The sequence below is a fragment of the Pseudomonadota bacterium genome (assembly GCA_039815145.1).
In the GTDB taxonomy this organism is placed as follows: Bacteria; Pseudomonadota; Gammaproteobacteria; order Steroidobacterales; family JBCBZW01; genus JBCBZW01.
Genome location: JBCBZW010000024.1, coordinates 18,700 through 33,404 on the forward strand (window position 1 = coordinate 18,700; position 14,705 = coordinate 33,404).

Annotated in this window: 18 protein-coding genes; 9 read left to right on the top strand and 9 right to left on the bottom strand. The window is 65.3% G+C overall.

Translation table 11 applies throughout. The features are described 5' to 3' along the window. The first annotated feature begins 19 nt into the window (after window positions 1–19). Genes AAF184_08870 through AAF184_08880 form a run of 3 tightly spaced genes read left to right on the top strand, consistent with a single transcriptional unit; the run spans window position 20 to window position 2,988 of the window. On the top strand, window positions 20–1,867 hold the full coding sequence (locus AAF184_08870; protein ID MEO0422431.1) for a sodium:proton antiporter: 1,848 nt from the start codon (window positions 20–22) through the stop codon (window positions 1,865–1,867). Window positions 1,868–1,888: 21 nt separating this feature from the next. Next, complete coding sequence (locus tag AAF184_08875; GenBank protein MEO0422432.1) at window positions 1,889–2,527, top strand: alpha/beta fold hydrolase; 639 nt, start codon at window positions 1,889–1,891, stop codon at window positions 2,525–2,527. After that, window positions 2,524–2,988 (top strand): TerB family tellurite resistance protein, encoded by a 465-nt coding sequence (locus tag AAF184_08880; protein ID MEO0422433.1) that lies wholly within the window; start codon window positions 2,524–2,526, stop codon window positions 2,986–2,988. The genes AAF184_08875 and AAF184_08880 overlap by 4 nt, the downstream gene beginning before the upstream one ends. A gap of 68 nt (window positions 2,989–3,056) precedes the next feature. Here AAF184_08880 and AAF184_08885 read toward each other — a convergent pair whose 3' ends face one another. The 4 genes from AAF184_08885 to AAF184_08900 all read right to left on the bottom strand — a co-directional run bounded on the left by AAF184_08885 (window position 3,057) and on the right by AAF184_08900 (window position 5,597). Then, window positions 3,057–3,407, bottom strand: a complete 351-nt coding sequence (locus tag AAF184_08885; protein MEO0422434.1) for an HU family DNA-binding protein — start codon at window positions 3,405–3,407, stop codon at window positions 3,057–3,059. 142 nt (window positions 3,408–3,549) lie between these two features. Continuing rightward, window positions 3,550–4,059: a DUF4426 domain-containing protein gene (locus tag AAF184_08890; GenBank protein ID MEO0422435.1), complete on the bottom strand. Its 510-nt coding sequence runs from the start codon at window positions 4,057–4,059 to the stop codon at window positions 3,550–3,552. 219 nt (window positions 4,060–4,278) lie between these two features. Then, the gene (locus AAF184_08895) at window positions 4,279–4,824 is read right to left on the bottom strand and encodes a YggT family protein (protein ID MEO0422436.1); all 546 of its coding nucleotides are present in this window, start codon (window positions 4,822–4,824) and stop codon (window positions 4,279–4,281) included. Between the two features lie 80 nt (window positions 4,825–4,904). Beyond that, entirely contained in the window at window positions 4,905–5,597 is a 693-nt protein-coding gene (locus AAF184_08900; GenBank protein ID MEO0422437.1) for a YggS family pyridoxal phosphate-dependent enzyme, read from the bottom strand. Between the two features lie 103 nt (window positions 5,598–5,700). On the opposite strand from AAF184_08900, the gene AAF184_08905 reads away from it, so the two are divergent. Genes AAF184_08905 through AAF184_08915 form a run of 3 tightly spaced genes read left to right on the top strand, consistent with a single transcriptional unit; the run spans window position 5,701 to window position 9,122 of the window. Then, window positions 5,701–6,741, top strand: a complete 1,041-nt coding sequence (locus AAF184_08905; protein MEO0422438.1) for a type IV pilus twitching motility protein PilT — start codon at window positions 5,701–5,703, stop codon at window positions 6,739–6,741. 58 nt (window positions 6,742–6,799) lie between these two features. Next, on the top strand, window positions 6,800–8,029 hold the full coding sequence (locus tag AAF184_08910; protein MEO0422439.1) for a PilT/PilU family type 4a pilus ATPase: 1,230 nt from the start codon (window positions 6,800–6,802) through the stop codon (window positions 8,027–8,029). A gap of 37 nt (window positions 8,030–8,066) precedes the next feature. Continuing rightward, window positions 8,067–9,122 (top strand): PilT/PilU family type 4a pilus ATPase, encoded by a 1,056-nt coding sequence (locus tag AAF184_08915; protein ID MEO0422440.1) that lies wholly within the window; start codon window positions 8,067–8,069, stop codon window positions 9,120–9,122. 17 nt (window positions 9,123–9,139) lie between these two features. Here the strand turns inward: AAF184_08915 and AAF184_08920 are convergent, their stop codons facing one another. Genes AAF184_08920 through gshB form a run of 5 tightly spaced genes read right to left on the bottom strand, consistent with a single transcriptional unit; the run spans window position 9,140 to window position 13,009 of the window. Continuing rightward, complete coding sequence (locus tag AAF184_08920) at window positions 9,140–10,114, bottom strand: aspartate carbamoyltransferase catalytic subunit (GenBank protein ID MEO0422441.1); 975 nt, start codon at window positions 10,112–10,114, stop codon at window positions 9,140–9,142. Next, window positions 10,111–10,554, bottom strand: a complete 444-nt coding sequence (gene ruvX, locus AAF184_08925; protein ID MEO0422442.1) for a Holliday junction resolvase RuvX — start codon at window positions 10,552–10,554, stop codon at window positions 10,111–10,113. The genes AAF184_08920 and ruvX overlap by 4 nt, the downstream gene beginning before the upstream one ends. A 5-nt stretch (window positions 10,555–10,559) precedes the next feature. Continuing rightward, entirely contained in the window at window positions 10,560–11,123 is a 564-nt protein-coding gene (locus AAF184_08930; protein MEO0422443.1) for a YqgE/AlgH family protein, read from the bottom strand. 48 nt (window positions 11,124–11,171) lie between these two features. Next, the gene (locus AAF184_08935; protein MEO0422444.1) at window positions 11,172–12,041 is read right to left on the bottom strand and encodes a TonB family protein; all 870 of its coding nucleotides are present in this window, start codon (window positions 12,039–12,041) and stop codon (window positions 11,172–11,174) included. Beyond that, complete coding sequence (gene gshB / locus AAF184_08940) at window positions 12,038–13,009, bottom strand: glutathione synthase (protein MEO0422445.1); 972 nt, start codon at window positions 13,007–13,009, stop codon at window positions 12,038–12,040. The genes AAF184_08935 and gshB overlap by 4 nt, the downstream gene beginning before the upstream one ends. Before the next feature lie 250 nt (window positions 13,010–13,259). On the opposite strand from gshB, the gene AAF184_08945 reads away from it, so the two are divergent. From AAF184_08945 to AAF184_08955, 3 genes are read left to right on the top strand one after another with little or no spacing between them, the layout of a single operon-like run. Next, a complete protein-coding gene (locus tag AAF184_08945) occupies window positions 13,260–13,682 on the top strand; it encodes a response regulator (GenBank protein MEO0422446.1) in 423 nt (140 codons plus the stop codon). 19 nt (window positions 13,683–13,701) lie between these two features. Then, the gene (locus AAF184_08950) at window positions 13,702–14,076 is read left to right on the top strand and encodes a response regulator (protein ID MEO0422447.1); all 375 of its coding nucleotides are present in this window, start codon (window positions 13,702–13,704) and stop codon (window positions 14,074–14,076) included. Further along, entirely contained in the window at window positions 14,073–14,675 is a 603-nt protein-coding gene (locus AAF184_08955; protein MEO0422448.1) for a chemotaxis protein CheW, read from the top strand. The genes AAF184_08950 and AAF184_08955 overlap by 4 nt, the downstream gene beginning before the upstream one ends. Window positions 14,676–14,705 lie beyond the last annotated feature (30 nt).

Genomic DNA, 14,705 nt, shown 5'->3' on the forward strand with positions numbered 1-14,705 from the left:
GGTGGGGGAGCGTCAGGCGATGCATGACATCGGAACCTACATCGTGGCGGTGCTGACCTTGGCCGTGGCGGCCCAGTGGCTGGCGTGGCGCATCAAAGTGCCGTCGATCATCCTGTTGGCGGTGGCTGGCCTGGTGGCCGGACCTTTGACCCTCAGTCTAAACCCGCACGAGGTGTTTGGAGCGTCCTTGCACCCGATCGTGGGCTTGTGCGTGGCGATCATCCTGTTCGAAGGCGGTTTGCACCTACACATCGGCGACCTGCGGGTCGCCGGTCCGGGCGTGCGGCGCCTGGTTGTCCGTGGCGTGCCCCTGAACTGGCTGTTCGGCGCCCTGGCCGGGCACTACATCGGTGGCCTGTCCTGGCCGGTCGCGACCGTGTTCGGCGCCATCATGACCGTCACCGGGCCCACGGTGATCCTGCCCATGCTGCGTCAGGCGGGTCTCAACCGGCGCACGGCTTCGTACTTGAAGTGGGAGGGCATCGTCAACGACCCCGTGGGCGTGATGCTCGCCGTGCTCGCTTTGCAACTGTTCACCCAGGACGGTCACGGCGGCGTCGGCAGCCTGGCGCTCGCCCTGGGCAAGACGGTGTTGGCCGGTGGCCTCGGCGTCGGCGTCGGCTACGCGGTGGGCAGAGTGTTCCGCGCGGGTGGCGTGCCCGAGTACCTGAAGGCGCCGGTCATGCTCATGTCGGTGTTCGTGGTTTACCAAATTGGTAACTGGCTGCACGAGGAGGCGGGGCTCTTCGGGGTGACCGCGCTCGGTGTGGTGCTCGGCAATATGGGCCTTGCCAGCATCGAAGACATGCGGCGCTTCAAAGAGTACATCGTGGTCATCCTGGTCGGGGTCGTGTTCATCCTCCTGAGCGCCGACATCTCCCGCGAAACGCTGCTGGCCGTGGATTGGCGTGTGCTCGCCCTCGTCTTCACGATCATGTTCGTGACCCGTCCCGCGGCCACCATGTTGGCCACGGCCGGGGCGGGCATGACCATGAGCGACCGCCTGTTCCTCTCCTGGATCGCGCCGCGTGGCATCGTGGCCGCGGCGACCGCCGGCCTCATGGCGGCGAGCCTGCAGGCGGCGGGCTACGCCGACGCCGAATCCATGCTGGCCCTCGTGTTCGGGGTGATCTTCGCCACCGTGATCCTGCACGGCGCCACCGTGGGCTGGCTGGCACGTCGCCTCGGGCTGGTTTCGAAAGAGGTGGGTTCCCTGCTCATCGTGGGTGCCTCGCCCTGGAGCATCGCCCTCGCCAGCAAGCTCCAGGCCCTGGGCGTGCGGGTGGTGATGGCGGACGACTCCTGGCGCAGCCTGCAGCGCGCCAGAATGGCTGAGCTACCGATCTTCTACGGTGAGATCCTGTCGGAGCACGCGGTCGACTCGGTCGAGATCGCCCACGTGAGTACGGTGTTGGCGGTCACCCACAACGACATGTACAACGCTCTCGTGTGCACCGCGATGGCACCGGCGATCGGGCGCAACAACGTGTTCCAGCTGGCGATGGATCGTGAGGAGGAAGATCCGCGACACGTGGCCCGTCCCCTGCGCGGGCGCGTGGCCTTTGGTGGGGATGTCGATTTCGACCGCCTGTGGCGCCTGCACGCGAGGGGCTGGGAGTTCGGGTCCTCGCGCCTGAGCAAGACCTACGACTACGAGGCGTTTCAGGCTGATCTGCCCGAGGACGGGCTGGAGCTGATCGTGCGCAAGGCCCAGGGCACCCTATCCGTGCGCGACGGCAAGGAGAGCGCGCCGGGCGCCGAGGAGGATGTCATCGTCTATCTCGCCCCCGCGCGGGAGAAGACCAAGCGGGCCGAGTCGCCGCGCGAGGAGAGTTCGGCACCGGCCACGGACGCGCCGGAGAACTGAGCGAAGGGAAGTGAAGGATCGATGTCATCGACAACAGCTGAACGGTTGACGATCGCAGGCCCCGGCGGGGCCCTGCAACTCTTGGTGGAGTCGCCGGAAACGGACGCCCTGGGGGTCACCGTCGTGTGCCATCCCCATCCCCTCCACGGCGGCACCATGGACAACAAGGTCGCCTACACCCTGGCCCGCACCATGAACCTGCTCGGCCGCACGGCCGTGCGCTTCAACTTCCGTGGTGTCGGTGAGAGTGCGGGTACGCACGACGACGGCCGGGGCGAGCGCGAGGACGTGCTCGCGGTGATCAAGTGGGCCGCCGAGCGCTATCCCGGGCTGCCCTTGTGGCTTGCGGGCTTCTCCTTTGGTGCCTGCATGGCTGCTGCGGCGGCGGACGAGGCGGGCGTGGAACAGCTCGTGTTGGTCGCGCCCGCGGCGGATCGCTACGGGATGACCGAGGTCAGCGTGGCCGCCCCGCTGGTGCTCGCCCAAGGCATGGCGGACGACGTGGTCAGCCCGGAGGCTGCCCTGCAATGGGCGCGCAGGCAGGAAGGCGAGGTCACGGTGTTGGAGTTCGCCGACGTAGGTCACTTTTTCCACGGTGCGCAGGTGTCTTTGCGCAGCCGTCTGCTGGAGGCGCTGGGTGCGCCGGAGGGTGGAGCATGATCCAGGCGCTCAAATCGTTGCTGGGGCTGGACCAAGCAACGGCGAGCGACAATGTTCGTTTGACCAGTGAGGACCTGCCGCTGGCCACCGCCACCTTGCTGGTCGAGATGACCCGTGCCGACCACAACCAGACCGAAGATGAGCGCGCCACGGTGGAGCAGGCGCTGGTGAGTCACTTCGCCCTGCCCGCCGACGAGGCGCGTGCGCTCCTGGAGGAAGCGGAGCGGGAGACGGACCGGGCGATTTCCCTGTACGACTACACGGCCGCGCTCAATCAGGCGCTCGACGATGAACAGCGGGTGAAGGTGTTGGAACTGCTGTGGCGAGTCGCGCTCGCCGACGGTCACCTGGACAAGTACGAGGAGTACCTGGTGCGCAAGGTGGCCGATCTACTCTACGTGCCCCACGCCAGCTACATCCGAGCCAAGCTGGCGGTGGTGGACGCCCAGGACGAGGGCTAGCGGCGCACTAGCCTCGTCCCGGAGCGGCGCGGGCGACCGTCCTTAGCGCGGCGGTCGCCCGAGCGACATCAGACCATATCCTTCAGAGTCTTCAGCGCCTGAATCTTCACGGTCTTGCGAGCCGGCTTGGCCTTGAACATCTGCTCTTCACCGGTGAAGGGGTTGATGCCCTTGCGTGCCTTGGTGGCCGGCTTGGTCTGAACCTTGATCTTCATCAGGCCGGGCATGGAGAAGATGCCGGGGCCGCGGCGACCGAGGTTCTTCTTCATCAGGCCCTGCAGGCTCTCGAAGACTGCGTTCACGTCCTTGCGTGCCATGCCGGTTTCCTCGGCGATGTGCGCGAGGATCTCGCTCTTGGTGGGCGGCTTCGGCGCCGCTGCAGCAGCACTACGCGTGGTGGTCTTTTTCTTCGTTGCCATGGGTGGATCCCCCTCAGGACTCCCTCTCGGGAGTGATTTGTTGAACTCAAGCCGGCACGCACCTGCGACCGGCGTCGATGGGTACTCGCCTTGACCCGTTGCCGCTCCGGCTGACGGGTCGCTGGGCGAGGCAGCGATTCGGTCAGAACTTGAAGGTGCGCCGGAACTTCAAATACTGCGAGGCAGTCTCGTTTTCCGGCGTCACGTCCAGTTCGATCATCAACGTTTCGGTGCTGCTGACGGGCAGCTCCGCGATGTAGTAAACGGCCTCACCGCCCTCGTCGATCTCGCGAAAGGAGAGGTCCTTTCGCTGCGCCGAGAGATTGGCCACGTTCGAGACCACCTCAGCCTTCACCGGTGTGGCGAGGCCGTCCCCGTTCTTCTTCAGCACGGACACGTTCACCAGCACTCGGCGCTGGCCACGGGTGATGCCGTAGCTGCGAGCGATCTCCGGGGAGAGCTGGTCCGTGGTGAAGGTGTTGAAGTAGATGACGTAGTCACCCGTATCGAGGGATGAGACGTCAGCGCCGAGGGCGGTGGCGGGTGCTTGGCGAGGAGCGGGGAGGCGGGTGCTGTCGGCGGTGTCGCTACAGCCGCTTGCAAGTGCAAGCAGCAGCGCAGTTGTCGTTGTGGCAGCTACCCATCGCCTCATGCGGCGGTCCCCGGTCAGCGCAATTGGCCGTAACTATAGTGCAAGGTTTCCCCCAAGTCATCGAAAAACACCTTTTTTTAAGGGTTTTTTGCGTGTTCGATGAGCGAAAAGCGGGAATTTCAGCAGGATTAGGCGTTTTCCGACCGTTGATCGGTGTCGTGAGAGCGTCTGTCGCCCCTGTTGGCTAGCAGATTTGCTGGCACCTCGACCCTGCGTTTCTCAGCTCAGAAAGTGGATCGTGGAGAGCTGAATCATGATGGCCTGGAGCGCGATGATCGCCACCAGCGGAGACAGGTCGAAGCCGGCGATGGCGGGTAGTACGGACCGGATCGGTCGCAGGACGGGATCTGCGATCTGCCCGAGTAAGCGCGCCACCGGGTGACCCGCCATCCCGGGCGCCCAGCTGAGCAGCGCGTTCACGATGAGGATCATGATCAGGCAGCGCAGCGTGGCGAGCACGCCCTGCAGCACCGCTTCCAGCAGGGTGCCACCGAGGGGCAGTGTGATCCCGCGCAGCACGGTGAAGACCACCACGAGCGAGACAGCTTCGATGACGATCACGGCGAGCACCGTGGCCAGCTCCACGCCGCCGACGTTGGGGATCACCTTTCTCAGGGGCGCGATCACCGGGTTGGTGACCCGATAGACGAACTGAGAAAGGGGGTTGTGAAACTCGGCGCGCACAGCGTAAAGCAGGAACCGCAGGATAAAGACCGTCGAGAGCAGGGTGAATGCGGTGGAGATCAGAAAAACCAAAGCAGCCATGCGGGCAGGCCTCCTCGTGTGCGCGGGTGCAGCGCTGGGCGGCGCCCAGCATAGCGGCGCCTCGGCGGGCGAGCCAGTACTCAGGTAGCGGGTCTTGGACCGAAGATGGCGGTGCCGATCCGCACGTGCGTGGCGCCCTCGGCGATCGCCGCTTCCAAATCGCCGGACATGCCGGCGGACAGTACGTCCAGGTGGTGGCCCGTGTCATTCAATTGACGTTGCAGCAGGTGCAGTTGGCGGAAGTGCTCACGCTGGCGCGCTTCCTCCCGCTCGGCGGGGGGCAGGGTCATCAGTCCGCGCAGGGCGAGGCGAGGTAGCGAGGCGACGTGTTCGGCGAGGGCGCCGAGTTGCTCAGGGGGCACGCCGTTGCGCCCGTCCTGGCCCGTGAAGTCCACCTGCAAGCACACCTGCAGCGGCGGCCGGTCGTCGTCCGGTCGCTGGGCGGAGAGGCGATCGGCGATCACCGCCCGATCCACCGAATGTACCCAGTCGAATCGCTCGGCCACGGCGGCGGTTTTATTGCGTTGGAGGCGACCGATGAAATGCCAGCACAGGGAGAGATCGCCGAGCGCGTCGAGCTTGTCCTGCGCCTCCTGGGCGTAGCTCTCGGCGATGTGTCGATGGCCCACCGCGGCTAGGGCGCGCACGGCTTGCGGCGGGTGTCGCTTAGCGACGGCAATCAGGGTGATGCTCGCCGGGTCGCGGCCGTAGCGTTCGGCGGCGGTGCGAATCCGCTCGTGAACCGCGTCAAGATTCGCTGTGACCTCGGTCATGTTAGCTCCGCATTCCCTTGGCTATACTTCAGCACCGCCCAATACGGCCCTGCTATGCTCCGGCGCATAGGCTCATCGCTGGCCGCGACCCCTGGATGACCCAATGGCTGTAGACATTTCCCAGCTGCTGAACTTCGCCGTCAAGCACAACGCGTCCGATCTGCACCTCTCCGGCGGCATGCCGCCGATGATCCGGGTGGATGGGGACATGAAGCGCGTCAACATGCCGTCACTCTCCCACAAGGAGGTGCACGCCATGGTGTACGACATCATGAACGACAAGCAGCGTAAGGACTACGAAGAGTTCTTCGAGACCGACTTCTCCTTCGAGCTGCCGGGCGTCGCGCGCTTTCGCGTAAACGCCTTCAACCAGAATCGCGGCTCGGGTGCCGTGTTCCGGAGCATCCCCTCGCGCATCCTCACGCTCGAGGATCTCGATGCGCCGCGGATCTTCCAGGAGATCTCCATGTACCCGCGCGGCATCGTGCTGGTGACCGGGCCTACGGGCTCTGGTAAGTCGACCACCCTCGCGGCCATGGTCGACTTCATCAATGACTCCAAGCCGGACCACATCCTCACCATCGAGGATCCGATCGAGTTCGTGCACGAGAGCAAGCGCAGCCTTATCAACCAGCGCGAAGTGCACCGAGACACGCACGGTTTCGCCGAGGCACTTCGCTCGGCGCTGCGTGAAGACCCGGACGTGATCCTGGTCGGCGAGATGCGCGACCTCGAGACCATCCGCCTCGCGCTCACCGCCGCCGAGACGGGGCACCTGGTGTTCGGCACCCTGCACACGAGCTCCGCCGCCAAGACCATCGACCGCGTGGTCGACGTCTTCCCCGCGGCCGAGAAGGACATGGTGCGCTCCATGCTCTCCGAGTCCCTGCGCGCGGTGATCTCCCAGACGCTCTTGAAGAAGACCGGTGGGGGACGCGTGGCCGCGCACGAGATCATGATCGGCACGCCGGCCATTCGTAACCTCATCCGCGAGGGCAAGATCGCCCAGATGTACTCGGCGATCCAGACCGGCCAGGGCATGGGCATGCAGACCCTGGATCAGTGCCTGCAGGACCTCGTGCAGCGCGGCGTGGTCAGTCGCGATGAGGCGCGCCTGAAGGCGGCCCAGAAAGATCAGTTCTAACACCTAGGCGAGATGCTCGGCGCACGCCGGGATGACGCGTTTCGGGGAGTGATCAGAGATGGAAAGAGAACAGGCCTCGAAGCTGGTCAAGGATCTGCTGCGCCAGATGATCATCAGCGGCGCCTCAGATATGTTCATCACGGCGGAGTTTCCGCCCGCCCTGAAGATCGATGGCAAGATCCGCACGGTCTCCGAATCGCCGCTCACGCCTGAGCAGGCGAACCTCGTCGTGCGCACGCTGATGAACGACAAGCAGCTGAAGGAGTTCGACGCGACCAACGAGTGTAACTTCGCCATCTCCCTGGCCAATGTGGCCACCCGAGGCGGTGACAAGGTGCACGGTCGCTACCGCGTGAGCGCCTTCGTTCAGCAGGGCAACGCGGGCTGCGTGGTGCGTACGATCAACACGCGTATCCCCACCTTCGAAGAAATGGATCTGCCCTCGCAGCTGCGCGACGTCGTGATGACCAAGCGGGGGCTGGTGTTGGTGGTGGGCGGCACCGGCTCGGGTAAGTCGACCAGCCTTGCGGCCATGATCGGCCACCGCAACCAGCACACGCGCGGGCACATCATCACGATCGAGGATCCGATCGAGTTCGTGCACCCGCACCACGGCTGCGTGATCACCCAGCGCGAGGTGGGTGTCGACACGGACAACTGGCATACGGCGCTCAAGAACACCCTGCGCCAGGCGCCGGACGTGATCCTGATCGGTGAGATTCGAGATCAGGAGACGATGCAGTACGCCGTGCAGTTCGCCGAGACCGGCCACCTGTGCCTTGCCACCTTGCACGCGAACAACGCCAACCAGGCCCTCGACCGCATCGTGAACTTCTTCCCCGAAGAGCGCCGGCCGCAGCTGCTCATGGATCTGTCCCTGAACGTGCGTGCCCTCATCTCCCAGCGCTTGCTCACCCGCGAGCAGGGCAACGGCCGCGTCGCCGCCATGGAGATCATGACCACCTCCCCGCTCATCGCCGATCTCATCCATCGCGGCGAGTTCCACAAGATCAAGGAGGTCATGGCCAAGTCGAATCGTCTCGGCATGATGACCTTCGATCAGTCCCTCTTCATGCTCTACGAAGCGGGCTTCGTGAGCGAGGCGGAGGCGATGCGCAACGCCGATTCGAAGAACGAGCTGCGCCTGCGCATCAAGCTCGAGAGTCAGCGCGCGCGAGACAACGACAGCGCGGAGGCGGACAAGCTGCGCATCCTCGAACCGGATTCGAAGGGGGTGAGCGGCTTGGCGCGCGGCGCTGGCGGGCACCAAGAGGGAAGGGGCGAATGATGCGCGGCGTTAGTGGACGCAGGGAGGCGCTGCCCCGATGAACATGCGTCCGCTCCTGAAGTTGATGGCTGAGCGCAAGGCCTCCGATCTCTTTCTCACCGCGGGTGCCCCGGTCAAGATCAAGATCGAGGGCAAGATCATGTCGGTGAACAAGCAGGTGCTGAACCCGGCCAATGTTCGCCAGGCGGCCATCTCCCTGATGTCCGCCGACCAGGTCGATCGCTTCAGCCGCGAGATGGAACTCGATTTCGCGGTGAGCGAACCTGAGTGGGGGCGCTTCCGCGTCAACGTCTTCCACCAGCGTGGCAACGTGGCCATGTGCCTGCGCTACATCACCGGTGGGGTGCCCACGCTGGGCGAGTTGAAGATGCCTGACGTGCTCGCCGATCTGGCCATGCTCAAGCGGGGCTTGGTGTTGATGGTGGGGTCGACCGGTTCGGGTAAGTCCACCACTCTTGCGGCGATGATCGACCATCGCAACCGCAACGCCAGCGACCACATCCTCACGATCGAGGATCCGATCGAGTACCTGCACTCGAACAGTAGTTGCATCATCAATCAGCGTGAGGTGGGGCTCGATACCGTGTCCTACTCACGAGCCCTGCGCAGCGCCCTGCGCGAGGCGCCGGACGTGGTGCTGATCGGCGAGATCCGCGATCGGGACAGCCTGCGCTCGACCATCGACCTGGCCGGCACAGGGCACCTCGCCGTGTCCACGATGCACGCGAACAACGCGGCCGAGACCCTCGACCGGGTGGTCAACATGTTCCCGGCGGAGCAGCACACGCAGGTGCTGATGGATCTCTCCCAGTACCTGAAGGCCATCGTGTCCCAGCGCCTGGTGATCGGCCGGGATGGGAAGCGGGTGGCAGCCGTCGAGGTGTTGCTGGTGACGCCCTACGTGAGCGAACTCATCAAGAAGGGTGATATCACGGCCGTGAAGGAGGCCTTGGCCGAGGGGCGTGAGTCGGGCATGCAAAACTTCGATAGTGCCCTGTACGATCTTTACGCGGCGAACCGCATCGGTCTGGAAGAAGCCCTGTCCAACGCCGATTCGCGCTCCAACCTCGAGTCTCGCATCAACTTCTCGTAGGCATCCGTAGCAGTCGCCTAGACGTGGACCGCTCCGCGGTCCAGGCGCAGTGTCTTCCATACCCGTTCCAGCACGGCCATGCGAATGGCCACGCCGTTGGCCACCTGTTGGCGCACGGTGGAACGGGGGTCTTCGACCAGGCTCGACTCCATTTCCAGGCCCCGATTCACCGGCCCCGGGTGCATCACGATCACCCCCGCATCCGCCTGCGCCAGGCGCTGCGAGGTAAGGCCGTAGTCGCGGAAGTATTCCTCGGGCTGCGGCATCTCGTCGCTGCGCATGCGCTCGCGCTGAATACGCAGTCCCATCACCACGTGGGCGCCGGCGATGGCCTGGTCGATATCGGTGTAGCGCGTGCAGCCGGCGTACTGATCGGGTTCGGGCAGCATCGCGGTGGGGCCGCACAGACGCAGTTCATCGACGCCCAACACCTGCAGCGCATCCACGGCTGAGCGGGCGACGCGCGAATGGCGGATGTCGCCCACGATCGTCACCTTTAGCGATGCCATGTCCGGGTGGTGGCGGCGAATGGTCATCACATCCAGTAGGCCCTGGGTGGGGTGTGCGAGGTTGCCCTCACCGGCGTTGACGATGGCGACGCGCGGATCCACCTGCTCGGCCACCTGCGCCAGGATGCCCTTGTCGCCGGTGCGGATGACGAAGATGTCGCAGCGCATGGCCTCCAGCGTCAGCACCGTGTCGAGCAGGGTCTCACCCTTGCTCTGGGAGGAGGTGGTCACGTCGAAGTCGAGCACCGTGGCGCCGAGGCGTCGGGCGGCCAGCTCGAAGGAGGCGCGGGTGCGGGTGCTCGGCTCGCACATCAGATTCACCACCGTGGCGCCCGCCAGCAGGCGGTACTCGGGGAGGGGTTCGCTGCGGTCGGGGGCGAACTGCTCGGCGCGGTCCAGTAGTTCGCGCAGCATCGGCGCTGACATGCCTTGCAAGGTCAATAGGTGACGCAGGTTGCCGTCGGCGTCGTACTGGGCGTTCATGGACGGTCATCTCCGGTTTGGGCCAGCCAGGTCTCGACGATCAGGCGGGCGGCGTGGGAATCGAGATCACCCGGACGTACGCGACGCTTGCGTACGCCGGAGCGACGTTGCTCGCGAAGCTGCTCGCGGGCTTCGAAGGAGGTCAGGCGCTCATCCACCAGCTCCACGGGCAGGCCCGCACGGGCGCCGAGGGTCTCGGCGAAGGTCTCAGCCGCGGTGGTCATGGCGGAGTCCGTCCCGTCCATGTTCGACGGCCGGCCTACCAGCAATCGCGTCGGCGACCATTGGGCGATGAGGGCATCGATGGCGGCCCAGTCCGGCTCGCCGCCTTGGGCCTGCAGGGTGGCTTCGGCGCTGGCCGAGGCGGTGAGGGTCTGGCCGACGGCCACGCCGATACGCCGCGCGCCGTAGTCGAAGCCGAGCAGCAGCTCCGTCGTCATGCGGCTCAGGCGTGCCCCACGTCTGAGGAGAGCAGGGAGAGATCCACGCCGAGCAGCTGCGCAGCACTTTCCCAACGTCGATCGAAGGGCGTGCTGAAGATGATCGCCTGATCCGCGGGCACGGAGAGCCAGGCGTTGTTGCTCATCTCGTCTTCGAGCTGGCCCGCGTCCCAGCCGGCGTAGCCGAGGGCGACGAGGGCATGGTGGGGGCCATCGCCCGCCGCCATCGCCTGCAGCACGTCGCGAGAGGTGGTCACGGACAGGCCGGGCGCCACCTTCAGGGTGGACTCCCACTCGCTCGCGCCATCGTGGAGCACGAATCCGCGCTCGGGCTGCACCGGCCCGCCATCGAGCACCTCGCGGTTGCTGACGGTGTCCGCCGGGTTCTCGAGCGACAGCTGATCGAACACCTCACGCAGGCGCATCTGCCGCGGTCGGTTGATCACTATCCCCAGCGCGCCCTCTGCGTTGTGTTCGCAGATCAGCGTCACGGTACGGCGAAAATTTGGATCGGTCATCGTAGGCATGGCGATCAGGAACTGATTGCTCATGTCAGAGGTGGTGCTCATCGGCGCCATTGTAGCGGACGGCCCGCATGCGTGCGGCGCCGCTGGCGCTCACGGACTGATGATACGGCCACCTGCGAAACGCCATTCGTAGACGAAGCGGAGGGAGTCGTAGTCGCGCCTCAGGTGGTCGGGGAAGGGAGCGAACGGGGCCGCCAGGCGAAGGATCCTCAACGCCGCCTGGTCGAGGAGTGGGTGGTCGGACGGGCGCACCACTTGAATGCTGCGCAGGCCACCGTCGGCATTGATGGCCACCTCCACGAGTGGCGAACCGGACAAGCCCTGCTGGCGAGCAGCGTCCGGGAAATACAACGTGCCTACCTCTTCCACGCGGTCTTTCCAGCGCGCCATGTACTCCGCCACGTTAGAGGCCTGGGTGGACACGGAGATCTCCAGCTCGCGAATCTCGCCCTCCGCCTGCAGGCGATCGCGCCGCTGGAAGGTGGTTTTCGGCGAGGCGAACTGAATGCGGGCGCTAAGGCGCGCCGGCGCCGTTTGTCGAGCCGCGTCGGGCGGGGCGTTCACCTCGCGCCGGGCCTCGTTGGGCGTGACGAGCTGCTCGTGGGGGATTTCTTCCGCCGCCTGCTCCTGTTCTTCGGCGGCATCGCCGTCCGTCTCACCGAGGGCGTCCACGGCGTTGGCGGGCATCACGATGCCGCCGCTGTCTTCGGCGCGCTCGGTGCCCGAGCCAAGGCGGTTGGCGGCAGCCGCGTACACGGCATCGTCGGGCGTGTAGTCGAGTTCCTGCGCCTGGGGGTCGCTCAGCACCACCTTGAGCGGTTGTCCGCTGCTGGAGGGGGTGGCTGAGTTGTCGAAGGTGATGCCGAGGATCAGCAGCCCGTGGAGCAGCGTTGCGCCGAAGAGTGCGTAGACCAGGGCATCGCTGCTACTGGCGTGGCTGGGGCTGCCGAGGCTACTCACGCGGGCGCCAGCCCCCGGCGTTCGGCGATCACCTGCATCAGATCCCCGGCGATATCCAGGCCGAACTGGGCGTCGAGCTCGCGGATGCAGGTGGGGCTGGTGACGTTGATCTCCGTCAGCTTGCCGCCGATCACGTCCAGCCCCGCGAACAGGATGCCCCGCGCCTTGAGTTCGGGGCCGACGCGGGCACAGATGGCGAACTCCGCGTCGGTCAGGGGACGGCCGACGCCGCGGCCGCCGGCGGCGAGATTGCCGCGCAGCTCGCCCTTGGCCGGGATACGTGCGAGGCCATAGGGCACCGCCTTGCCGTCGATCAGGAGCACGCGCGTATCGCCTTCCTCGGCGATCTCGGGGATGTACTCCTGAAGCACGGTGAAGCGTTTACCGTGATCGGTGAGTGTTTCAAGGATGACGCTATTGTTCTGGTCCTCGCGGGACATCATGAAGATCGACTTTCCGCCCATGCCGTCGAGCGGCTTGGCGACCGCGCGCTCGTAGCGAAGCGCGAATTCCCGAAGGCGCTCCATGTCCCGACCGATCATCGTGGCCGGGCATAGTTCGGGGAACCACGCGGTGAACGCCTTTTCGCTGATATCGCGCAGGCTCCGGGGGTCGTTCACCACCAGCACGCCGTCCAGGGCCGCCCGTTCGAGGATGTAAGTTGTGAACACGTACTCGATATCGAAGGGCGGATCCTTGCGCATGAGGATGACATCGAGCTGGTTCAAGGGAATGTGATCTGGGTCAGAGAGTGACCACCAGCGACGCGTATCGTCTTGGACTTCCAGTTGGCGCACCGTGGCGCTGGCCTGGCCGTCCACCAACTGCAGATCGTCCAGCTGCATGTAGTAGAGGCGCCAGCCACGCCGGGCCGCCGCCAGCAGCATGGCCAGCGTGCTGTCCTTTTGCGGCTTGATGGCCTCGATGGGATCCATGATCACCCCGACCCGTAGCGGCTCTACCGACATGACCGATTTCGACCCCTTGCGACTGAGGAACCGGATCATAGCAGGCACGCGAAGTGGCCCCAGATGAGGTGCGCTGGGCGTCACGGATTTGGACTGCGGAGCCCGACAGATGACGATTTGTTGCGGAGCTGTGGTATACAGCCGCTGCGGGATACAGAAATAGGGAAGGATTTCCCACATCGAGGACAGGAGGTCCGATGATAACAAGGTCGCACCACTTGCCTCTGGACCTTCCGAAAGAGGGGCTCACGTGAGCAGTAACGAAAGCAGCGCCACCACGTCGGATGCCGTCGCCTCGCCCTTCGAGGGGTTGAAGGTGTTGGTAATCGACGACAGTAAGACCATTCGCCGAACGGCCGAGACCCTGTTGAAGCGCGAGGGCTGTGACGTGGTCACCGCCGAAGACGGCTTCGACGCCCTGGCCAAGGTGGCGGATCATGAGCCGGATATCGTCTTCGTCGATATCATGATGCCGCGTCTCAACGGCTATGAAACTTGTTCACTGATCAAGAACAACCGGGCCTTTCGCAGCATCCCGGTGATCATGCTGTCGAGCAAGGATGGTTTGTTCGATCGTGCTCGCGGCCGCATCGTCGGCTCCGAGGAGTATCTGACCAAACCCTTCACCAAGGATGAACTTCTCGAAGCTATCGAACGGCACGTAGAACGGTAAACCGGATGGAGCAATGGCCATGGCACTTGTTCTGATCGTGGACGATTCACCAACGCAGACGCACGCTTTGCGCACATCGTTGGAGAAGCACGGCTACGATATCGCCACAGCAGTCAATGGCCAGGATGGCGTACGCAAGGCGCAGGAACTGCACCCGGACTTGATTCTCATGGACGTGATCATGCCGCATCTGAATGGATTTCAGGCGACGCGCGAGCTGTCGAAGCACCCCGAGACGGCTGCGATTCCCGTGGTGATGGTGACCACGAAGGACGAGGAAAGCGACCGCGTCTGGGGCATTCGCCAGGGCGCCGTCGACTACCTGGTGAAACCCGTGTCGGAGCGCGAACTGCTCGACACGGCGCGCGCCGCTTTGGAGCGCCGCAGCGCATGAGTGAGCCGTCACCGCCGTCGGAGAACGCCGAGGAGCACGCGGCCTCTTCGCTGCTCAGCCTGCGTCACGACCCCTACCGCCTGCTGCTCGAGATGGAGCGCCGCGCGCGCGAGGCTCGCCTCGGGCCGGGCGAAGACGGTGCGCCCGGGCAGGAGTGGAACGGCATCGCCCTGCGGGTCGGTGATCTGCGCCTGCTCACGGCCCGCGAGGAGATCATGGAGGTGTTGATGCCGCCGGAGGTCACTCGCGTGCCGGGCGCGCAGCCGTGGCTGCGTGGCATCACCCAGCTGCGCGGTCAGCTCATCCCGCTGACGGACCTGCGCGCCTACCTGTTCGATGCCCCGGTGCCCGTCGGCTTGAGCGGCACTCGCGTGCTGGTCGCTAGCCACCGGCAGATTCCCGCAGGCTTGATCGTGGACGAGGTCTACGGCTTCCGGCGCATCCCGGACACGCGCCGGCGCCAGGTGGAGCTGGATGGACTGCCACCGCGCATCCGGCCCTGCGTCGAAGGCGGTTTCCTGGTCGACGATCAGGTTTGGCCTGCCGTCCGCCTGCACACGCTGATTGAGAGCGATAAATTCCTGGATCCGGCGGTTTAGCGCCTCGCGATCCGACTGACCGCGCCCCGG